The 20,584-nt window shown below is 68.1% G+C and carries 17 protein-coding genes, 1 tRNA gene and 2 pseudogenes; 11 read left to right on the forward strand and 9 right to left on the reverse strand.

Annotated features, from left to right (window positions below):
• Nucleotides 1–27: 27 nt before the first annotated feature.
• Nucleotides 28–798 carry an MBL fold metallo-hydrolase gene (locus tag ACYVIP_RS42960; protein ID WP_460406882.1) on the forward strand — a complete coding sequence of 257 codons (771 nt, stop codon included), beginning with the start codon at nucleotides 28–30 and terminating at the stop codon, nucleotides 796–798.
• Nucleotides 799–840: 42 nt separating this feature from the next.
• Here ACYVIP_RS42960 and ACYVIP_RS42965 read toward each other — a convergent pair.
• Nucleotides 841–1,941, reverse strand: a pseudogene (locus tag ACYVIP_RS42965) (lysylphosphatidylglycerol synthase transmembrane domain-containing protein); the annotation flags it as partial.
• Here ACYVIP_RS42965 and rph point away from each other — a divergent pair.
• Both rph and rdgB read left to right on the forward strand, forming a co-directional pair.
• Entirely contained in the window at nucleotides 1,898–2,662 is a 765-nt protein-coding gene (gene rph / locus ACYVIP_RS42970; RefSeq protein WP_460406883.1) for a ribonuclease PH, read from the forward strand. The pseudogene ACYVIP_RS42965 and the gene rph sit on opposite strands and share 44 nt — an antisense overlap.
• Nucleotides 2,659–3,258 carry an RdgB/HAM1 family non-canonical purine NTP pyrophosphatase gene (gene rdgB / locus ACYVIP_RS42975; RefSeq protein WP_460406884.1) on the forward strand — a complete coding sequence of 200 codons (600 nt, stop codon included), beginning with the start codon at nucleotides 2,659–2,661 and terminating at the stop codon, nucleotides 3,256–3,258. The genes rph and rdgB overlap by 4 nt, the downstream gene beginning before the upstream one ends.
• Here rdgB and ACYVIP_RS42980 read toward each other — a convergent pair.
• The 6 genes from ACYVIP_RS42980 to ACYVIP_RS43005 all read right to left on the reverse strand — a co-directional run bounded on the left by ACYVIP_RS42980 (nucleotide 3,249) and on the right by ACYVIP_RS43005 (nucleotide 7,520).
• Nucleotides 3,249–3,869 carry an SRPBCC family protein gene (locus ACYVIP_RS42980; RefSeq protein WP_460406885.1) on the reverse strand — a complete coding sequence of 207 codons (621 nt, stop codon included), beginning with the start codon at nucleotides 3,867–3,869 and terminating at the stop codon, nucleotides 3,249–3,251. The two genes, rdgB and ACYVIP_RS42980, sit on opposite strands and share 10 nt — an antisense overlap.
• An 85-nt stretch (nucleotides 3,870–3,954) precedes the next feature.
• On the reverse strand, nucleotides 3,955–4,854 hold the full coding sequence (locus ACYVIP_RS42985; protein WP_460406886.1) for a serine hydrolase: 900 nt from the start codon (nucleotides 4,852–4,854) through the stop codon (nucleotides 3,955–3,957).
• A gap of 129 nt (nucleotides 4,855–4,983) precedes the next feature.
• Nucleotides 4,984–5,457 (reverse strand): thioredoxin-dependent thiol peroxidase, encoded by a 474-nt coding sequence (gene bcp / locus ACYVIP_RS42990; RefSeq protein ID WP_460406887.1) that lies wholly within the window; start codon nucleotides 5,455–5,457, stop codon nucleotides 4,984–4,986.
• A 19-nt stretch (nucleotides 5,458–5,476) separates the two neighbouring features.
• A complete protein-coding gene (locus tag ACYVIP_RS42995) occupies nucleotides 5,477–6,004 on the reverse strand; it encodes a hypothetical protein (RefSeq protein WP_460406888.1) in 528 nt (175 codons plus the stop codon).
• 150 nt (nucleotides 6,005–6,154) lie between these two features.
• Complete coding sequence (locus ACYVIP_RS43000; RefSeq protein WP_460406889.1) at nucleotides 6,155–6,331, reverse strand: hypothetical protein; 177 nt, start codon at nucleotides 6,329–6,331, stop codon at nucleotides 6,155–6,157.
• Between the two features lie 19 nt (nucleotides 6,332–6,350).
• The gene (locus ACYVIP_RS43005; protein WP_460406890.1) at nucleotides 6,351–7,520 is read right to left on the reverse strand and encodes a sialidase family protein; all 1,170 of its coding nucleotides are present in this window, start codon (nucleotides 7,518–7,520) and stop codon (nucleotides 6,351–6,353) included.
• Nucleotides 7,521–7,647: 127 nt separating this feature from the next.
• Between ACYVIP_RS43005 and ACYVIP_RS43010 the strand changes: the two genes are divergently transcribed.
• Nucleotides 7,648–7,723, forward strand: a tRNA-Leu gene (locus ACYVIP_RS43010).
• 784 nt (nucleotides 7,724–8,507) lie between these two features.
• On the opposite strand, the pseudogene ACYVIP_RS43015 reads toward ACYVIP_RS43010, so the two are convergent.
• Nucleotides 8,508–9,074: pseudogene (locus ACYVIP_RS43015) on the reverse strand (RNA polymerase sigma factor); the annotation flags it as partial.
• Nucleotides 9,075–9,476: 402 nt separating this feature from the next.
• Between ACYVIP_RS43015 and ACYVIP_RS43020 the strand changes: the two are divergent.
• From ACYVIP_RS43020 to ACYVIP_RS43030, 3 genes are all read left to right on the forward strand, one after another.
• On the forward strand, nucleotides 9,477–10,589 hold the full coding sequence (locus tag ACYVIP_RS43020) for a serine hydrolase domain-containing protein (protein ID WP_460406891.1): 1,113 nt from the start codon (nucleotides 9,477–9,479) through the stop codon (nucleotides 10,587–10,589).
• 114 nt (nucleotides 10,590–10,703) lie between these two features.
• Nucleotides 10,704–11,273, forward strand: a complete 570-nt coding sequence (locus ACYVIP_RS43025; RefSeq protein ID WP_460406892.1) for a lipoprotein LpqH — start codon at nucleotides 10,704–10,706, stop codon at nucleotides 11,271–11,273.
• 139 nt (nucleotides 11,274–11,412) lie between these two features.
• On the forward strand, nucleotides 11,413–11,823 hold the full coding sequence (locus ACYVIP_RS43030; RefSeq protein WP_460406893.1) for a hypothetical protein: 411 nt from the start codon (nucleotides 11,413–11,415) through the stop codon (nucleotides 11,821–11,823).
• A 93-nt stretch (nucleotides 11,824–11,916) separates the two neighbouring features.
• On the opposite strand, the gene ACYVIP_RS43035 is transcribed toward ACYVIP_RS43030, so the two are convergent.
• Nucleotides 11,917–15,111: an AfsR/SARP family transcriptional regulator gene (locus ACYVIP_RS43035; RefSeq protein ID WP_460406894.1), complete on the reverse strand. Its 3,195-nt coding sequence runs from the start codon at nucleotides 15,109–15,111 to the stop codon at nucleotides 11,917–11,919.
• A 475-nt stretch (nucleotides 15,112–15,586) separates the two neighbouring features.
• Between ACYVIP_RS43035 and ACYVIP_RS43040 the strand changes: the two genes are divergently transcribed.
• The 4 genes from ACYVIP_RS43040 (at nucleotide 15,587) to ACYVIP_RS43055 (ending at nucleotide 20,520) form a co-directional block, all read left to right on the forward strand.
• Entirely contained in the window at nucleotides 15,587–16,684 is a 1,098-nt protein-coding gene (locus tag ACYVIP_RS43040; protein WP_460406895.1) for a SagB family peptide dehydrogenase, read from the forward strand.
• Nucleotides 16,685–16,702: 18 nt separating this feature from the next.
• Nucleotides 16,703–17,962: an MFS transporter gene (locus ACYVIP_RS43045; protein WP_460406896.1), complete on the forward strand. Its 1,260-nt coding sequence runs from the start codon at nucleotides 16,703–16,705 to the stop codon at nucleotides 17,960–17,962.
• Nucleotides 17,963–18,112: 150 nt separating this feature from the next.
• Complete coding sequence (locus tag ACYVIP_RS43050; protein ID WP_460406897.1) at nucleotides 18,113–19,288, forward strand: GGDEF domain-containing protein; 1,176 nt, start codon at nucleotides 18,113–18,115, stop codon at nucleotides 19,286–19,288.
• Nucleotides 19,285–20,520 carry a GGDEF domain-containing protein gene (locus ACYVIP_RS43055; protein WP_460406898.1) on the forward strand — a complete coding sequence of 412 codons (1,236 nt, stop codon included), beginning with the start codon at nucleotides 19,285–19,287 and terminating at the stop codon, nucleotides 20,518–20,520. Before ACYVIP_RS43050 ends, ACYVIP_RS43055 begins: the two co-directional genes overlap by 4 nt.
• Nucleotides 20,521–20,584: the final 64 nt, after the last annotated feature.

Below are 20,584 nucleotides of genomic sequence, written 5' to 3' on the forward strand. Positions count from 1 at the left end.
GTCCTTCGGTATGCCAGAGTGTGCCGCGTGAAGCTGTTCGTCCTCGGCTGCTCCGGCAGCACCCCGGGGCCGCGCGCCCCCGCATCCGGTTATCTGCTTGAGACCGACGACTTCCTGCTCGGCATCGAACTCGGCAACGGCACGTTGGCCGAGCTGCAGGCCAGCCGCGACCCGTTCGACCTGGACGCCCTGCTGTTCTCCCATCTGCACCCCGATCACTGCGCCGACTTCACCGCGCTGACCGTGGTGCGCCGCTACCATCCGGCGCCGCCGAAGGACCCGCGCACGCACCGGCTGCCGGTGTACGCGCCGAGCGAGGCCCCGTCCCGGTTCGTCGCCGCCTACTGCCCGGACCAGGCCGACCAGGCGGTCACCGACCTCGCCGACGTGTTCGACTTCCACTCCCTCGGCGGCCGTACTGTCCACATTGGACCGTTCCAAGTGGACATGATCAAGGCGGCGCATCCGTGCGAGGCCTACAGTTTCCGGATCACCCACGAGGGCAGGTCGCTGGTCTACACCGGTGACACCGGCCCGTCCAGCACGCTGGCCGAGCTGGCCGCCGGCGCCGACGTGCTGCTCGCCGAGGCCTCCTGGACCCACGCCGAGAACCGTCCCGCCGACCTACACCTGTCCGGCACCCAGGCCGGTCGGCTCGCCCAGGACGCCGGGGTGGGCAGGCTGCTGGTCACCCACGTCCCGCCGTGGACCGACGCGGCCGCGGTGTTCGCCGAGGCCATGGCCGAGTACACCGGGCCGGCCGAGCTGGTCGTCCAGGGCGCCACCTACGAGCTCTGAGCCGCGCGGTGGCCTGCGCAACCCCAGCCAGCTCGCCAGCCCGACCGGGATGACCAGCCAGCACGACAGCAGCCGGTAGACCAGCACGGTCGCCGCCGCCGCGGCCTCGCCGGCACCGGCGGCGATCAGCCCGGCCAGCAGGCTGATCTCGATCACCCCGATGCCGCCGGGCGTGAGCGGCACCTGCCGGACCAGCTGCACGGTCAGGTAGACCACGCCGAGCGTGACCGGGTCGAGCGGCAGCTGGAACGCCCGCGCGGCGGCGAACAGGCACAGCAGGTCGGTCAGCCAGTTCGCGAGCGCCGCGCCGACCGCGGGCGCCCAGTGCCGGCCGGGAATCGCGCGGGCACGGGCCACCGCGTCCAGCACCGGCACCAACACCCGTGGGCGGACGGTGCGCGGGCGTCGTGGCCCGCGCATCCGCATGGACGTCATCGACCGCCAGGCCAGCATGCCGATGAAGCCCACCATGCCAAGCACGAGCATGACCGTGATCCTGGTCAGCACCGGATGTTCGTGCCAGGCCCGCGCCAGCTCGATCCCGGCCGCGGTGAGCGCGCCGGTGACGTAGAGCAGGGCGAGCGCGGCCATCGAGAGCAACCCGGACAGGACCATCACCGTGGCCGCGGTGTGCCGGCTCGCGCCGCTGGTGCGGAACTGGCCGAACGCGTAGGCGGCCGACAGCGCGGAGCCCGCCGGCAGGCTGATCGCGATCGCGGAGCGGGCGTAGGCCAGCGCTATCGCCCGGTGGCGGGTGAGCCGCACGCCGAACGCGGTGAGCAGCCGGCGTTGCTGGCGGGCGAACATGCCGATGGAGACCAGTTCCGCGAGGACGGCCGCGGCCAGCCAGCCGGGGTCGGCCGTGCGCAGGGCGGCGGTCACCTCGCCGGCGCCGGGCAGCCGGTCACGCAGACTCACCGCGGCGACGATCAGCAACGCGACCGCCACTGAGAACTTCAGAATGACCTTCAGCAGGCGCGGTATTCGCTGTTCACCATTGCTCGCCATGGCCCCCTCCGGTATTTCATCACATGATGAACTCTCCTCCTCGGTGCCGGTCCCGTCAATGCGCGCCGCGCCACAGTCGTAGGGTGACCCGGTGGCACGTAGCGATGGCAGGAATGACGACCAGCTCAGGGACATCAAGCTCACCCGGGGATTCCAGGAATGGCCGGCCGGTTCGGTGCTGGTCGAGTTCGGCAAGACCAGGGTGTTGTGCGCGGCGAGCGTGACCGAGGGGGTTCCTCGCTGGCGCAAGGGTTCTGGCCTCGGCTGGGTCACCGCCGAGTACGCGATGCTGCCCTCGTCCACCAACACCAGGAGCGACCGGGAGTCGGTGAAGGGCCGCATCGGCGGTCGCACGCACGAGATCAGCCGGCTGATCGGCCGCTCCCTGCGGGCCTGTATCGACCTGGCCGCGCTCGGCGAGAACACGATCGTGATCGACTGTGACGTCATCCAGGCCGACGGCGGTACCCGCACCGCGGCCATCAGCGGCGGCTATGTCGCGCTGGCCGACGCGATCACCTGGCTGGGCGCCGCCGGCCGGTTGGCCGACCCGCAGCCGTTGTCGTGCGCGGTGTCCGCGATCAGCGTCGGCGTGGTCGACGGCCGGGTCCGGCTGGACCTGCCCTACGAGGAGGACGCGCGGGCCGAGGTCGACATGAACGTGGTGGCCACCGACGCCGGCACGATCATCGAGGTCCAGGGCACCGGTGAGGGCGCCACCTTCACCCGGTCCACATTGGACAAGATGCTCGACCTGGCGCTTGCCGGCTGCGTGGAGATCAACGCCAGGCAGGCGGCCACGCTCGCCCAGCCCTACCCCGGTGTGCTCCCGGAGCCCAAGTCGGTCCGCTCGTGACCCGGCTGCTGGTCGCCAGCCGCAACGCCAAGAAGCTCGTCGAGCTGCGCCGGATCATCGCCGGCGCCCGGGTCGAGGTGCTCGGCCTGGACGAGGTGGCGATGTTCCCGGAGTCGCCGGAGACCGGGACGACCTTCGAGGACAACGCGGTCGCCAAGGCGCGCGAGGCGGTGGCCGCGACCGGCCTGCCGACGGTGGCCGACGACTCCGGGCTGGCGGTGGACGCGCTGAACGGCATGCCCGGCGTGCTGTCGGCGCGCTGGGCCGGGCAGGCCAAGGACGACCAGGCGAACCTGAACCTGGTGCTGGAGCAGTTAACCGACGTCCAGGACGAGCGCCGGACCGCGCGGTTCGTGTGCGCGGCGGCGCTGGTCCTGACCGACACCACGGAGATCATCGTCCGCGGCGAGTGGCCCGGCAGGCTGGTCCGGGAACCCCGTGGCACCAACGGTTTCGGCTACGACCCGATCTTCGTCCCGGAGGGCGAGACGCGGACATCGGCCGAGCTGTCGGCGGCGGAGAAGGACGCGATCTCCCACCGGGGGCGGGCGTTGCAGCTACTGCTGCCCCACCTGCGCGCGCTGGCTCACGGCTGATCCGGCGCGAACTGCGCGAGCGCCACCTGCCTGGCCGAGGCGATCTCCTCCGCGCTGGCCGTGCCGGAGGCCTCGACCACGGCCGTCCATTCCTCAATGGACTGACGGGAGAACTCCTGCGCCTCCGGGGAGCTCGCGGCGGCCACCGGGTCCTCGGTGACCTCGCCGGCGACATAGAGGGCCAGCGCGAGGAACGCGCCGTCCCACCCTGGGCCGACGTAGAGCGCGCCGGAGCCGTTGCCGGCCATCTCGATGGGCACGGAGTGTTCCAGTTCAAGCAGTGTGCCGTCGCCGTCGGGGGACAGGCGTAGCTCCACCACGCTCGTCGGGCCGCCGAAGGTCACCCGGAGCAGCGTGGGTGGGGCGCAGGTCAGGATCTCCCCGCCGGCGTTGCCCTCCAGCTGGAAGTTACCGCCGGCGCGCAGGTCACCGCTGAGTGGCATGAACCAGCGCCGGACGCGTTCGGGGTCGGTCAGCGCGTCCCACAGGTCCTCGGCCGAGGTGTCGTAGCCGCGCCGGAGCAGGACGCGTACCTCCTCGCCGCCGCCCTCGGTCGAGCGTTTGCCGACCTCTCGGTGAATGGCCTTGAGCTGGCCGGCGATATCGAGCATCTGTCGGTCCTTCCGGATCGCGTCGGTGTTCGTGGACCGCGACAGTCTGACAGTGCCGACTTATATAAGTCAATCTTTAACGAAGCTAGGCGCCGGGAAGCTGGGACCGCAGCACCGCCGCCGCGTTGGTCACCGCCGAGGCCGACGCCTGCCAGCTCGAGTCGAGCGGGTGTTCGGTCAACAGCACCACGATGTAGCGCCAGTCCGGCCCCACGAGCCCGGTGCTGTGCAGCACCATGGCGGTGTCGTTGTTGCCCCACCCCTGTTTGACCGCCCAGTGCGCCGGTAACCCGTTGGGGATGCCGAAGTACTGGTCGAACCCGTCGGCCGCGACGCGTTCGGTGTTGCCCAGCGCGTCGACGATCAGGGCGCTGTCGCTGGCCGGCATGTTCAGGATGTGGTGGTAGACGCGGGCCAGGTCGGCCGCGCTGAGCAGTACCTCGCCCCATTGGCCGGGGTTCTCCGGCGGCAGCGTGTCGGTCAGCCCGAGCGTGCGCGTCGTGCGCAGGACGATGTCCTGGCCGCCGCCCTGCACCCAGAGCGCGCTCGCGATGTGGTCGTCGCTGCGCATGAGCATCTCGGTCAGCCGCTTCCGGTCCCCGGCGTCCGCGCCGCGCTCGAGGACGTCGATCGCGATGAGCAGCTTGACCAGCGAGGCCGACCGGAACTGGCGGTTGAGGTTGATCGCCAGGGGGATCTCGCCGGACACCCGGTCGACGACGACGGCGCCGAGGGTGGTGTTCGGCTCGGCCTCGGTCACCGCCAGCAGCAGGAGTTTCGGATCGATCTCGTTCGCGGCCCGCGTCTCGGGAGCCGGATCGCGGGTGCTCGGCGGCAGGATCTCGCTCGGCGCGGTCGTCGCGTTCGCGGCCGCCGGCGCCGGCTCTGGTTGGTTGGCCGCGTTCACGGCGCCACAGGACACCGACAGGCTCAACGGCAGGGCGATGAGCAGTCGGCGGACACGAAAGCCCGAAGAGGTGCGCATGCCATCAATACGCCGCCTCGAATAGCAAAGTTGGCCTCTTCGGGCGCCAACTTCCCGCATACCCAGGTCGTACGGGCTAACCCGTCAGCACGTTGTCGCGGTGTGCCCAACGCGACCTTTTCGTGATATTCAGACCTTCAGGTCGCGCCGAAGTTTCGCTACGTGCCCGGTCGCGCGCACGTTGTAGAGCGCGGTGGCGATCTTGCCGTCCGGGTCGACGACAAAGGTCGACCGAATCACACCCATGACCGTGCGGCCGTAGTTCTGCTTCTCGCCGTAGGCGCCCCACTCGGTCAGTACCGACCGGCTCTCGTCGGACAGCAGCGGGAACGTGAGGCCCTCGTCGGCGACGAACTTGGCGAGTTTGGCCGGCTTGTCCGGCGAGATGCCGACCACGGCGAAGCCGGCGTCGTTGAGCTCGGCGAGGTTGTCGCGGAAGTCGCAGGCCTGCTTGGTGCAGCCCGGCGTGCCCGCACTCGGGTAGAAGTAGACGACGACGTGCTTGCCACGGAAGTCGGCGAGGGAGACCTCGGTGCCGGTGCTGTCCGGGAGCCGGAAGTCCGGGGCGGGGTCACCCTCGGCGAGCCGCTGCTGGTTGGTCATGTCCGCGACGCTATCGCCTTCACACGACGCCGTCGTACAGCAGGACCGGCGCGGCGGTGGCGGCGTCGGACCGGACGGTGATCCGCAGCCGGCTCGGCTCCTTGGCCGTGGCGAACGCGACCGCGATCCGTAACGAGTCGTCGGGGGCGACTTCCTCGGTGGCGCCGGAGGGGCCGTTGTAGCCCTGGGTGGAGTCGATCACCTGCTTGGTCGGCTCGCCGTCGATCGTGGCCGTGAAGGACAGGCTCGCGGGGCGGTAGGCGACCGTGCCGCCGTTGTCGACGGTCAGCTCGAAGGCGACCGCGCGCACGGCCAGCGGGTAGGCGGTGTCGGTGGGGGTGAAGGACTTCGGCGGGGAGATCGTCAACACGATGCCGTCGCCGATCGACTTGCGCACGCCGTCGGTGGCCTGGTAGTCGGAACGCTCCGCGGCGGCGGTGGGGGTGGCGTTGGATGAGGACGGGGGGTTCTCTGATGAGTGGCCGATCCCGCATCCGACCAGAACCAGCAGTGCGCATGCGGCGACCGCGAGTCTGGCGATCTGCACGGGGGTACCCCTTCCTGGGGGAGGTTTGTACGACTGAATGCACTATTCCGTTGGCGCAGCTGGTGCACTGGCGTCGACGCGGAGCTGGTGTCGTGCCGTGGCCGAGCTGTGACCAGAGGAGTACCGAAAGTGATCATCGCCACGTCGGCGTCAGGCCGCCAGCGCGAAGAAGAGGACGAAGACCGCGACGGTGACCAACCAGGTGGCGATGAGCCAGCCGAAGTCCCGCCAGGGCGAGATGGCTTTGTGGTCCTCGCCGGGGACGTACACACCACGCGCTTCGAACCGGTCGACGAGCGTGTCCACGGCTTTGCGGGGCGTGCGCATCGATGGCTCCTTCCGGTGGTCAGGGTGGCGGGATGGGGCCCGTCGCGTAGAAAGCCTTGCAGACGCCGTCGACGGTGTCGGTGGCGAGGTGGAGGACGCTCGCGCCGTCGGTCGAGGCGAGGATGGACGGGCTGAAGTTGCGGCAGGCTTCGTTGTTCGGGTCGGGCACCTCGACCGGCGCGGGGATCTCCCGCCACGGGCCGTCCCCGGCGAGATCGTTGACCAGGATGGTCTTCCCGTTGCCGGGTGCGTGGCTGCCGTCGGCGTTGACGAGCATCTCGCTGGCCAACAGGATCGAGCCGGTCGGACTGACCGTGATGGTCGGCGTGTGTCGAGGATACTTGCCATCGGCGGTGCGGACGCCAGTACCGAGGTCGAGTGGGTTACCGAAATCCCACCCGTTCTGTGACCTTCGGAAGTAGGTGCTGCACAACGGCTCGTCCAGGTTGCAGACCTCGTAGACGAGGAAGTAAGAGCCGTCAGCGAGCCGCCGAACCCCAGGCATCCCAGGCCGAACGAAGAAGTCGCTGTTCTTGACGGTGTCGATGGGTGCCGACCAGGTGAGGCCGTCGCTGGAGCGAACCTGAACGATCTTCTGGTCGTGGTTGGGCTTGTCCGTCTCGTCGGCGTAGAAGACGGCGAGCTGCCCGTCCGCGGTGACGGACAGCTCGGGCTCCCAGGCGTTGTACTGGTTGGCCGAGGTGGCGATGGTGGAGCGGAAGGTCCAGGTGCGGCCGAGGTCGCGGCTCTCCCAGAGACGCTGGGTGGTGGCGCGCTGGTCGGCCGGAACGCGGTAGCCGGCGGTGGTGGCCCATAACAGGGTGCCGGCTGGCATGTCGCCGATCGGCGCCGGTAACTCGTAGAGGGTGCCGCAGCACATGCCCTGCCCGTCGGCGCCCGCCGGGTCCGGGATGTTGGCGATGTGCTGGAAGGTGGCGCCGTCGTCGAGGCTCTCGAGGATCACGCCGACGGAGTCGCCGTTGGCCACACTGCCGACGGTGGCGAAGATCCGGCCGTTGGCGGGGCCACTGTGTTCGAGCCGGATGACGCGGGGATAGGCGGCGCCACCGGGGTAGAGCAACTGTCGTTGCGTCGATAAGTCCTGCTCAGAGCGGTCGGCGGCGCTTGCCGGGGTCGCCGCGATGGCGGACCCGAAGAGCAGTACTACCAGCAATAATCGCAATCGCACGCAGATCAGTCCCCGACCGGTTCGTTCGCCACTGCTTGTAGTCGGATCCTAACGGACAAGGACGACGATGTCGGGGGCCGAACGGCGGGTGGACCTGGATACTCTGTGTGCGGCGCCCCCGGCGCCCGGGGCCGTAGCCCAACGGCAGAGGCACTGGATTTAGGTTCCAGCCAGTGAGGGTTCGACTCCCTTCGGCCCCACCAGCTCTGACCAGGGGAAACGATCGGTACAAGATCGCAAACCTGGTCATTGGGTGTCGGGGCTTCGCCATCCGGTCTCGAGTTCTTATTCGCTGATGTTGTCGATGCTCTCCGCGAGCCGTGCGGATTTGCCCTCAAGGTCAACACAGCTGGACTTTCCGGGTTTATGAGCAGGCGATACACCGTTGTTCGGGTATGTGGCGGAAGGTGGGTTGTGCGTGAGATCGAGTGCGTGCAGGATGTCTCCCGGTGACGTGAGCAGGCGTGGTTGGTGGTCGAGTCTGAGTTGCTGAACCGACGTCAATTGATGCACGGCGACCACCCAGTCCGCTTTGACGATCAATAGTGCGCCAACTCTGATGACTGCGTCTTTTGTCGAATCCAGTGCGGTCAACAACGGACCGAGATTCTGCATGAGAGTGGCGGTTACCGCTGCGTCGTGGGCGAGCACGCCGCGAACGTCGGCCGCGTGTGCCGCGACAGCAACGACTTCTCCGGCGAGTTGTGAGTCACGTACCCGTGCTCGCATGTGTCGGAACCACGAGCCGAGGACAGGATCGTCTCGCTCGACCACATCGGTTCCGGCAAGGTTCAGCAGGATCTCAATCGCGCTCTCAACGCCCTGATGGGCAGTCTCGTTATGTAGGTAGATGCTGACCGGAAAGGTGTGATTAGCCGAAATGAGATGCCACTCGGCCGACGGTGTTGGTGGCGGAGGTTCGTCATCAAGTAGAAATTCAAGTTCTGATATGTCAGAAGGTACGTTGCCCTTGGTTGCCGCGTCGAGTTCTCCCTGGTAGAGCGCGCGGAATTGGTTCAAACATCGCTCTCGGGTTGGGCCGATACTGCCGTGCGGCATGTGCAGTGCCGCGGCAACGGCTCGGTACTCCGCTCGCTCCGCGAGCACGGTCAGCCGTAGAAGTTCTTGGCATCGATGCGGCAATCTGAGGAACGCGGACCACAATATTGACATATTGCGCTCGGATGGATCCGTTGATGGTTCGATTACTGTAGTCGTGACGGTCGCAATGGTGTTGAACTCTATCTGAATGGAATGATACCTGTTTGCCTCTCGCCGAGTTGTGACGATCAGCCAACCGGCTAGTGCGCGTGGCTCATTTAGTCGATCGATGTTCCTTAGCATGCTAAGCCAGACGGTCTGGGCGACGTCTGCTGCGGCAATGCGGTCCAACCCGTTGGCGCGCGCGACGTGCCAAACCACCGGAGTGAGCTCTCTTATCAGTATATCTAGCCCGTCCTGGTCCCCTTGTTTTGCGGCGATCAGGCTGGTCTCAATCTTGTCCTGTCCTGAGCCGCCCGATTCGACGGTCTTGGTGCCTACGTTGTTGCTCATAAGTCCGTCCTCGGCCTGGTGGCGTCGGGATGTGCGCCGGGTGGGTGAATATCTCTCCACTCGTGCCTCGGGTCTGCAGATTCTCCCTCAGGATGCCGTGTTCTCCCAGGTCACTGCAAGCTGGCCAGTTGAAGCTCTCGCTAGTGCCGTGACTGGAATAGGTTCGCGTCGTGCGCTCATCGCCGCAGCGGCCTGGCATCCGGCGAACGTATCCAGTCACAGCACCATGGCACCGTAGTTGGCGACGGCTGTTCGCCGGATCGGGCGGCCCGCGTGGGGGCTCGAACCCGAACCCGCTGGTTAAGGGCCAGTGCTGTCATAGCGAGTCGGGGTGTCCCTGGTCTTCGAAGAGCGGGTAATTCCCTGATGTCCCGGGTGTCGCGGGTGGACATGCTGTGTGACATGAGAATCGCCATTGTCGCAGTCGCTGCTGCTGCCGTCGTCGTCGCGTCGCCCGCCGCCGCGGCGGCCGCTCTCCCGCCGCCCAACGATGCCGCGCTGACCGCCGCGATCTCGGGCCTGCCCAACCAGGAGACGACCGGCGCACTCGTCCGGATCACCGGCTCGGCGGGTGACTGGTCCGGCACCGCCGGCGTCGCCGACCTCCGCACCGGTGCCCCGGTCCGGCCGGACGGGTACTTCCGGACCGGCAGCACCACCAAGGTCTACACCGCCGTCATGGTGTTGCAACTCGCGCAGGAGCACCGGATCGACCTCGACCAGCCCGTGCAGCGCTTCCTGCCCGGCCTGCTTCCGGCCGACTACCCGCCGGTCCCGGTGTACACGCTGCTCGACCACACCTCCGGCCTGCCGTCGGTGGACATCCCCGGCCTCTACGACCCGCAGTGGATTCTCGACCACCGCTTCGAGCACTGGAGCCCGCGGCAGGTGGTGGACACCGCCCTGCGACACCCGATCGACTTCCAGCCAGGCACCGCGCAGAAGTACACGAACACCGCCTACGTCACCGCCGGCATGATCATCGAGAAGGTGACCGGCCGGTCCTACGCACGCAACCTGCGCGACCGGATCACCGGCCCGCTGCACCTGCGCCACACCTACTACCCGGGCGACGACCCACGCCTGCCCAACCCGGCCGCTCGCGGCTATCTCGACGTGGACGGCGACCTCGTCGACGTGACCGAGATGAACCAGTCGATCCCGGGCACCGCGGGCGCGATCATCTCCACGGCAGCGGACCTTGACCGGTTCATCACCGGGCTGTTCCGCGGCCGGCTGCTGGGCAAAGCGATGATGACCAGGCTCTTCACGATTCCGGATGTGCCCATGTTCGACGGCAGCGGCCCGGCGTCCTACAGCCAGGGCCTGCAGCGCCTCACGGTGAACGGCGTGACTGTCTGGGGCAAGACCGGCAGTCGCCACGGGTACGCGAGCGGCATCTTCGCGACCCGGGGCCTGGAACGAAAGCTCGCCTACTCGGTGAACCCGACGGTGAAGTCCCAGGACGGCCAACCACTGATCGTCCAGAAGATCGCCGCCGCGGCGGCAAGCTGACCCGCGGTCGCCAACGGGATCCCCAGGGCTTGTCGCAATCGGCCCTGGGGACCCGCCTGATCTTGATAACGTGCTGGTGAGCCGGTGTGGGCACGATCATGAGGGGCATTTCAGGTGATCATTCGACGTAGCGTTGTGGTCGGTGTTGGCGCGGTGCTCGCGTTGATCGTGAGTGGGTGCTCCGATCGTGCGGCAACCGACTCGGCGGGCCAGCCCGCGGGCGAGGACAACCAGCCCGCGGTCACGACCATTGATGTCACGGTCAACGACCAACCAGTCGATCTGACCGGCGCGGAGTCGAAGTGTTACGACCACGAAGGTCACCTGAGTGTCGAGGCATACGATCCCGACGACTCCGATGTCTCGCATTTCCTGATGGACTACTACCAGAACGAGGTGGCCCTCAGCATCAGCGTGCAAGGCGGCGACCCAGACCTGTTCCAGTACGAACCGGGCACAGACGGGCAGACCGCCAAGGTGACGCGCGACGGCGACTCGGTGTCGGTCACCGGAACCATCGGTGTGGCTGACTCGTCGGACCCCCGGCCGTTCTCGATTACTGCCAACTGCGCGAAGTTCTTCGACACCCCGCCGGACAGCAGCAAGGTCGATTCGTCGGACCTGCCCAGCATTCCGTCGACCTGCCCGCCGGGTGAGATCGTGTGTTACCAGGACGGAAATTAGTTCACGGGGCGCCGGCGGCATGCTTGAATCTCCAACTATTCTCGAGTCAAACGGTGAACCATCGCAAGGTTCGTTTCCGCTGGAATGATAGGGAGAACCTTTGCGAACCAGATCGATCATATCCGTGCTCACAGCCGTCGTGTCCCTGCTGTTGGTCGCGCCGATTTCTGCTCAGGCGACGACCGCGTGTGGTGCCACGGCGGAGCAGTGGGTCGGCAGTTTCGACGGTGATCACATCCGGAGTTGGTCGACTCCCATTCCGTTGTCCGTCGAGGTCACCCAGGACGCCACCGGCGCACTTCAGGTGGCGACCGACGTCGACGGGGTCGGCCATCCGATGACCCATGTGGATATCGTGCTGGACCGATTGCACTGGATCGTCGAGCGCCCCGAAGACTTGTTCTTCCCGCTTCGGAAGTATGGTGCAAATCCTGGCGAAGTAACCTGTTCTGGCGATGTTGTGACGAGCTTCTCGGGTTATGTCCTGGATTTCCTCCCTGGATACGGCGAGGTGACGTTCAGCGATTTCGAACTCGTCCGGGTCAACTGAAATCTGCTGGATTGATCAGCAGGCCGCAGTATGCGTGACGACGGTGCTCGGCTGTGGTCCCATCGAACCGGTGGGCCTCGGCCGGGTACCGTTTCAGGAGATCTCGGCGACGGCTCTGCGGATCGCGTCGATTTCCGGGGCCGGGCCCTGGAAGAACTGTAACGACGTGGTCCACTCGAGCATGGCTTCTTCCCGTTGTCCCTGCGCGAGCAGAGCGAGGCCCTTGACGTGCGCCGCTCGGGTCTGGCCGTACGGGGAGTTCACTTTCTGGTGAATGGTGAACGCGTTGCTGGCGTGGCGCAGGGCCTGGTCGTGGTTGCCCTTCTCGTGGGTGATCCACGCCAACAGGATCTCGGCGTCGCCGCGGAGGCGTAACAGCTCACCTTTGTGGGCGAACTCGATGGCGCGATGGGTATGTTCCTCGGCGCGGTCCAGCAAACCGTCGGCCTTGTCTATCGACGCCAGCTGGAGAAGCGCCTCGATGTGCGCTTTCTTGTACTCCAGCTTTTCGCAGTTCGTGAGTGCCGAATCCGCGTGGTAACGCGCCTGTGCGGTGAGGCCGAGTTCGTGGTAAGTCCCGGCGAGGGAGATCAGGGAATCGGTGATGTCGTACTCGTCGCCGAGGTCCTCGGCTACCGCCAGTGCCTTGGTCGCGTGGGCGATCGACGCGGTGGTGTTGCCGGTTTTCGAATAGGCCTGCGCCAAACCGCGAAGCGCCTCTGACTCGTAGTGCTGGTCGCCGTTCTGCCGGTAGCAGTCGAGAGCTATCAGGTGTTGCTCGATGGCTTCGGTGAACTCTCCTCGGCGGATCATGATCATGCCCAGCGTGGCATGGGCCGCGCCTTTGGCCGAGTTGCTGGAATTGGCGTCGATCAGGTCGAACGCGGACAGCACGTACTTCTTGGCGACGTCGAGCTGGTCCCGCCACTCCTCGAGGACGCTGAAGTTCAGCAGCGCCAGCAACTGGAGCGCGGTGAATCCGTGGCGTTCGGCGATCCGCAGCGCCTCGCTGATCTGGTCGGCCGCGTCCTGCAGGTACCCCTGCGTCGCCAGCGCGTCCCCAAGGCCGATGCGCGCGCGAGTCTCCCCTTCGGCGAACCCCAGTTCGAGGTACTGGCTCAACTCGGCCCTGATGTGCGGGAGCGCACGCTGAATATCCCGAACGCGCACATACACCGACGAGAACGACGAGTGCATGGCGGCCTTCGCCCGCCGGTTCTCCGTGCTCGTGGCCGCCCGTAACGCGATCTCGAACGCCCCGAGCGCCTCGATGCGGTACTCGCCGTGCGTGACCACGTACGGGCGCAACGACTCGGACAGGTACCAGGCGATCTCCATCGGCCCGTACTCGGCCGTGTAGCGGATCGTCGCGATCAGGTTGGGCGCTTCGTCGCCCATCCACTGCGCGGCGTTCGACACGATCGGCGGATGTTCGGATGTCACGATCGTGGGATGGGTGCGGGGTAGGCGGATCCAGGTCGGATACAGCCGGTCGGCGGCCTGGTCGGCGGTGGTGACGTAATAGCTGTACAACCGCGACAGCGCGGAGTCCAGCTCGTCGTGGTCATCCTCGGTGACGCACCGGTCGTGGGCATATAAGCGCACCAGATCGTGGAACCGGTAGTGCCGCGGCCGGCTGGCGTGGATCAGGCTGGCCGCCCGCAGCTCACCGAGCAACAGATCGGCCCGCCCCGGCGCGATGTCGGCCACGTGATGGGCGCAGCTGCGACAGAAGTCCGGCCCAGGCACCAGACTCAACAGCCGGAACAACCGCGCCGCCGGCGCGCTCAACGTCCGGTACGACAGGTCGAACACCGCCCGCACCGTGGCCCTCGGGTCATCGGCGATGGTCAGCGCGGAGAGCCGGTCGTGCTGTTCCAGCTCGGTGATGAACTCGGGTAGCGGCCGCGTGCTGTGCAGGTAGGCGGTCGCCGCGACGCGCATCGCCAGCGGAAGATACCCGCACAGCTCGATGATCTGCCCGACGTCGGTGTCCGCCGGCTTCGGCGCCCCGGCCAGGATGTCGCGCACCAGCCGGGCCGAGTCGTCCGCCGACAGCGGCGCCAGCGGCAGCAGGCGCGCGCCGGTCAGCGCCGCCAGGCTCGGCATCTGCGACCGGCTGGTGATCAGCACCGCGGACTCGGGCGCGGCCGGGATCAGGTTGTGCACCTGCTGGGCGTTCGCCGCGTTGTCCAGTACCAGCAGGATGCGGCGATCGGCGACCAGGCTGCGATAGGTGTTGGTGAGGTCCTCGAGGTCGGTCGGCACCTGGGTGGATGGCAGGCCGAGCGCGGGCAGGATGCGGCTGAGCACCCGCTCCGGGCTCAACGGCATGTGCTCGGAGTAGCCGTGCAGGTCGATGAACAGCTGCCCGTCGGGGAACCGGGTGCGGATCTCGTGCGCGAGCTTGACCGCGAACGCGCTCTTGCCGACCCCCGGCATACCGCTGACGACCAGTACCGGCGCGCCCGCACCGGACGGGGTGATCAACACCGAGCGCGCGGTGGTCAGCTCGCTCGCCCGCCCGACGAAGTCGCCGATGTCGGCCGGCAGCTGGGCCGGCGTGAGGTGGACCAGGGCGGAGGCGATCGCTTCGGCGTGGCCGTTGCCTGGCTCGTCGAGGGAGTCGGTGAGCACCCCGTGGTGGGTGCGTTCGAGCTCGGCCCCCGGGTCGACGCCGAACTCGTCGGCCAGATAGGCGCGCGCCCGTCGATAGGTCGCGAGCGCCTCCACCCGCTTGCCGGAGCGGTACAGCGCCATCATCAGCTGTGACCACACGCGCTCGCGCTCGGGAAAACGCGCGGTGATCGCGCGCAGATCGGTGACCAGCTCGGCATGACGCCCCAGGCCAAGGCAGGCGTCGGCGCGTTCCTCGACGGCCTGGCCGTACTCCTCGACCAGCGCGTGCACGGCCCGCGACTTGGCCGTGCTCGGCGGCAGGCTCGCCAGCGGTTCGTCGCCCCACAGCGCGAGTGCCTGGTCGAGCCTGGTCAACCGCTCGGCGCCGCGCACGGTCTCGGCTTCCTGCAACAACCGGCGGAACCGCGCCAGATCCACCGTGTCGTCCGGCACGCTGAGGCGGAACCCGTCCGGTAACGCCACGATCAGGCCCGGGGTCGCCAGCGTCCGGCGTAATCGGCGGACGTAGGTCTTGGCGCTCTCCCAGGCGTCGCTCGGCGGGTCGTCCTCCCACAGCCACTCGACCAGCTCGTTGACCGACACGACATGGTTGGCGCGCAGCAACAGACAGGCCAGTGCGACCTGCTGGCTGCCAGCGGGAACGTGCACGGGCTGGCCAGCCCGCAGAACGGCGATCGGTCCCAGCAAGCGGAATTCGATTACAGGCACCTCACCGCCGCCCCCACTTTCCCTGGTCTGTCGCTGACAGCGACCGGGCGACGCCCCCGGCTACCCAGTGCGCACATACCGATGCTGTTGGTTCCCGTAGGATAATCCGCCCGGCGCGCGCAGTGGTAAGGGTCCGGCAAACTTGGGCCACCGGCTTTTTACCTGTTGGCACCGGCCGTCGGTGGTCGGTGCGGCCGATACGCACTAACGATCGGCTCGCAACGTTGCGGTGACTTGGTTGCGCTACCCTTAGCGCGGACTATGCCTGGCATGAGGAGGGTGCGATGAACACCATGTCCGTCGACAGTGTTGTCACCGAGTTATCCGACGACTACCAGCCCGCGGAGATTATGACTGCCTGGGCCGAACGGCCATCGGACACCGACTAGCCACCACCGGCCCAGCTGACCAGCTCGTGGACGAGCCACGACTGCGCATCTCGTCCTACGGTGCGTTGCTGTGGCATGCTGGTCAGTTGATCTGGCACGACACACTGGCACACCGACGGTTCGCCATCGGCGAGGACGCGGATGTCGTGCTGCGCTGCTTCACCACTTGGCAACCGCTGAGCCAGATCCGCAAGCACGCCCGTGACGACGACCATGTCGATGCCCTGGTCGCGATCACCGAGCAGCTGCGGGCGGTCAACATCCTCATCGCCTGGGAGTCCGAACGCCACCGCGTCGAGGACACCCAGGAGACCGCGTGGCACAGCTGGGGCCGGATGGCGGCGCTGTTCCACACCGAGACCCGCCACCTGCGCGATCAGCCGTTCCTCAGCCCCACGGCCGATCAGGAACGGTTGCGCGACCGCCTCGACCACGAGCCGCCGCCCGCCGTGTGCCGGGAACTGCCGACAACACACCGGGTCCCGCTGGCTGACGTGCCAACGACATCCTGGGCTCGCTCCGACTTCCTGGATGTGCTGTCCCATCGGCGAAGTTCGCGCCAGTTCAGCGGGGACCCGGTGTCGTTCGAGGCGATCAGCGCGCTGCTGCGCTGGGGTGGCGGGATCACCGGGCTCGACGAGCCGACCCAGACCGCCTTCAAGACCTCCGCGTCCGGCGGCGGGCGGCACCCGACGGAGATCTACGTGCACGCGCACCGGGTCGCCGGGCTCGACCCCGGGCTGTACCACCTGAACACCCGGCGCGACGAACTCGAGCTGGTCGGTCCACCGCAGCCGCCGGCCGCGCTCGTGGACCTGCTCGGCGACCAGGACTGGGTGGCCGACAGCGGGTGTCTGGTGTTCTTCACCTGTGTGCTCGCGCGAAGCACGTGGAAATATTCCACCGCGCGTACATATCGCATGGTGCACCTCGATGTCGGCCACCTCAGCCAAACCTTTTACCTGCTAGCCGCCGCGCTGGGGCTCGGTATGACCTTCACCGCGGCCATCCGCGACGAGCGACTCGAGGATTTGCTGGGGATTGACGCCGGACATGAATTGGTGATGGGCTGTTCAGTGATTGGCACGCCGCTAATTGTGACCTCTGCCGAGCACGCAGAGTAGCCATAGGAGGGCGCTGGGTTGTCCGGGGAGGGCAAAGCAGACAATCGCGTCACCTACGCGGAGATCTTCGCCGTACGAGAGTTCCGGGCACTGTTCGCCAGTCGGTCGCTGTCCACCATCGGCGACTACCTCGCGCGGGCGGCGCTGACCATCGCGGTCTTCACCGAGACCGGGTCCGAGGCGCTGATGGGCATCACCTTCGCCCTGAGCGTCCTGCCCGACCTCATCGGCGGCCCGGTGCTCGCCGGCCTCGCCGACCGGTTCCCCCGGCGCGCGGTCATGATCGTCGCCGACTTCGGGCGCGCGGTGCTCCTGCTGGTGATGGCGATCCCGGGGATGCCGCTGTGGTCCCTGTGGGCCCTGCTGTTCGCGATCCGACTGGTGGACTCGCCGTTCAACAGCGCCTACATCTCCACCATGTCCGTTGTCCTGCCTGGTAAGCGGCTGGTGCGCGGGTCCGCGGTGACCCAGCTGGTCAACCACATCGCCTACACGGTCGGCTACGGCCTCGGGGGCGTGGTCGTCGCGATCACCGGGCTGTCCGTCGTGCTGATATTCAACTCCGCCACCTTCGTGCTGTCCGGTCTGGTGATCCTGGTCGGCGTGCTCGCCCGGCCGGCGACCGCCAGCGCCGACACCCCACCGACCCTGCTCGGTTCGGCCAAGGCCGCGACCCGCTACATCCTCGGCCACCCGCGGCTGCGGCTGATGATGCTGTTCCCGTTCGCCATCGCCACCACGCTCGCCACCGAGGCGCTCGCGGCCCCCTACGCGGCGCAGATCAGCCACGGGTCGGCCGTCGCCGGGCTGCTGATGGGCGCAGGCCCGGCCGGCATCGTGATCGGGCTCTGGCTGCTGCCCATGATCATCCCCGAGCAGCGCACCCGGCACCTGGTGATCCTGTCGATCATCAGCTGCGCCCCGCTGGTGCTGTTCGTCGCCGCACCGGGCGCGCTGGCGGCGAGTGTGCTGATCGTGGTCTCGGGCATCGCCCTGTACTACTGGATCCCGCTCGCCGCCGAGTTCACCCAGACGGTCCCCGACAGCATGCGTGGCCAGGCCGTCGGACTCATGACCACGATGATGCGGGCCACCCAGGGCGTGGCCATCCTGGTGTTCGGACTGGCCGCGCAGAACGCCCCGTCATCAGCGGTGATCGCGGTGTCCGGCGCGCTGGGCACGGTCCTGGTGATCGGCCTGTCGGTCGCCTGGGTGATGGTCGGCCGGTCCGCGTCGCTGGCCAGGGCGCCCGGGGCCGCCCCGATCCCCGAGCCATGATCGGCTGTGACGACCGAGTGGCTGTCCGTCATGTGTCCGTGAACTGTACGTGCCCACCGGCAACCTAGGAGTATGGACTCAGGGGGTCTCGGCGCGGTAAACGGTCCGGATCGACAACGAAATACCCAAATCGACACAATCAGTACGGCTGTGCTCGTCGTGCTGACGGTGGTCATGCTGGTCGGCCTCGTGCTGGCCTGGTCGGCAACGCCCGCCGTGCCGTGGGTGACGGCACTGGCGTTCACGCTCTGCGGGATGACGCACGCGGAACTGGCCCGCTACCGGGCGCTGCGCTCGGCGCAGCCCGTGGACCCACCGGGGGTGTCCACGGTCGCGATGTGGCTCATCGGCGCGGTGTTGACCCTGCCCATCGCCGCGATCCTGATCGTGGCGGTCGTGCTGCACGCGCATGATCAGCTTCGCGGCCTTCGCCACGAGCCGGGCCAGCCCGGCCGGGTGCTGGCCAGTGTCGGCGGCGCGACGCTCGCGTGGCTCGTGCTGCCGATCACGCACTGGTCGCCGCCGGTGGGGGGCCCGGACACGGCGACCGTGCTGGCGGCGGGGTTCGCCGCGCTGCTCTACCTCGTGGCCACCGACTGGCACACGCTGCTCGGCGGCGCGCGGCGCGTGGTGTTCGGTGAACACACGGGCGCCAACGGGGTGTGTGGCTTCGCGGTGACCCACGCCGCGCTCGGCGTGCTGCTCGGGCTGTTCGCGCAGTTCTCCGTGGTCGCCATCCCGTTCGTGCTGCTGCCGGTGGCCTACCTGCAGCGGGCTCTGCGGGGGCGCGCGCTGCACCACGCCGCGGCCCACGACGCGAAGACGCAGCTGTGGAATCACGCGGCCTGGCAGACGCTCAGCACCGCGGCGCTCGCGAGCCACCGCACCCGGGCGCGCTCGGCGGTGCTCATGGTCGACCTCGACCACTTCAAGGACCTCAACGACACCCACGGCCACCACGCCGGGGACGACGTGCTCACCAGCGTGGCGCACGTACTGCAGAACACCACTCGGCGCAACGCCATCGTCGCCCGATTCGGGGGAGAGGAGTTCAGCATCCTGCTCCCCGGAGTCACCGAACACGAGGCATGTCAGGCCGCGGAACGCATCCGTCACCAGATCGAGGCGCTGAGCGTGATCACGACGAACCTGCACAGCAGGCCGACGACGATCAGTGGCATCACCGCCTCGATCGGCGTCGCCACGACCCACCACGCCGACGCCAGCGTCGACGACCTGCTGGTGCACGCCGACCGCTTCCTCTACCAGGCAAAGGAACTGGGCCGCAATCGCGTCTGTGGCCCGGCGCTCATGGCCGCGGCATGACGCCCGCCGTGGTTCGCGGCGGGCTCCTGGCGTTGCCGGCCGGTGCCGCGGTGTACGCCGGGGTCGCCGTGCCGATCGGGGCGAGTGACCTGGCGCGTGCGGGCGTGCTGCTCGCCGCGGCGCTGGTCACGACCGAGCTCATGCGCCGGACGCACGCCGTCCGCCACGACGATGTCGAGCCGCGCGCCTCGTTGACCGTGATCTCGGTCTGGTCGGTCGCGGCCGCGGTGGCGGTGCCGCTCACGCTGGCCGTCGCGCTCGTGCTGGTCCTGTGCGCCTACCGCGACCTGCGGGGGGAGCACGACGCGCGGCACACGTTCATCAGCAACGCGGGCACGATCGCGTGGGCGCTGCTCGCCGCCCACTTCGTGGCCTCGTCCGGCGCGTGGACCACGCCCAGCCCGCACATCGACACCGGCGGGGTGCTCCTGCTCGCCGCGGCGGCGGCCGCGCATCTGGTGGTCAACTCCGCGTTCGCCGCGGCCGGGCACGTCCTGCGGGAGGGCAGGGTGTCCCGCGCGGCGTTCGGTCGTGGGGCCGACATCGGGCTCGAGGCGGCGTTGCTGAGCATCGGCGCGATCACCGGGGTGCTGCTGACCGGGTCGCTCGTCGTGGTGGCGGTCGCGGTGCCCGTCGTGGTCACGCTGTGCGGCGCGGCCACGACCCAGCACCTCGAGGGTGCCGCGTTCGTGGACCAGAAGACGGGTCTGGCCAACGCGGCGTCCTGGCAGGCCTACGCCGATCGGGTGGCCGCCGAGCTCGCCGGCGATCGGTGCGAGATCGGTGTGCTGATGGTCGACCTGGACCGGTTCAAGCGGCTCAACGACACCTATGGGCATCGCGCGGGCGACGACGTGCTGGCCGCGGTCGGCGAGTGTCTGCGGTCGCAGCTGCGGCAGGGCGATCTCGGCGGGCGCTTCGGTGGCGAGGAGTTCACCGTGCTGCTGCCCGACGCCAACGTCATCGACACCCTGGCCGTCGCCGAGCGGATCCGGGCCGCGATCGCGGCGTTGCGGGTGTCCACGGTCGACAAGAACGGTGCGCAGGTGGTGGTCAGCGAGGTGACCGCGTCCATCGGCGCGGCGGCCTACCCGCATCACGGCGCCACGATCCAGGACTGCCTGCGGGTCGCCGACCACTACGCCTACCAGGCCAAGCACCAGGGCCGGAACCGCGTGGCCGGGATCGACACCGAGAACATCACGTCCATGCGGACGTCCTCCGCCGGCTGACCGCCGCGCTGCGTTATGCCCTGTTCGTGCAGGTCGTAGCACCGCGATCGATACCTGTGCTGAT

Source organism: Actinophytocola sediminis (assembly GCF_054779715.1).

Bases quoted from the DNA above. Each gene is read 5' to 3' on its own strand.
- ACYVIP_RS43020 (WP_460406891.1), top strand. From the start codon at position 9,477: ATGAGAATCGCCATTGTCGCAGTCGCTGCTGCTGCCGTCGTCGTCGCG.
- ACYVIP_RS43055 (WP_460406898.1), top strand. From the start codon at position 19,285: ATGACGCCCGCCGTGGTTCGCGGCGGGCTCCTGGCGTTGCCGGCCGGT.
- ACYVIP_RS42980 (WP_460406885.1), bottom strand. From the start codon at position 3,869: ATGCTCGATATCGCCGGCCAGCTCAAGGCCATTCACCGAGAGGTCGGC.
- ACYVIP_RS43000 (WP_460406889.1), bottom strand. From the start codon at position 6,331: ATGCGCACGCCCCGCAAAGCCGTGGACACGCTCGTCGACCGGTTCGAA.
- bcp (WP_460406887.1), bottom strand. From the start codon at position 5,457: ATGACCAACCAGCAGCGGCTCGCCGAGGGTGACCCCGCCCCGGACTTC.
- ACYVIP_RS42985 (WP_460406886.1), bottom strand. From the start codon at position 4,854: ATGCGCACCTCTTCGGGCTTTCGTGTCCGCCGACTGCTCATCGCCCTG.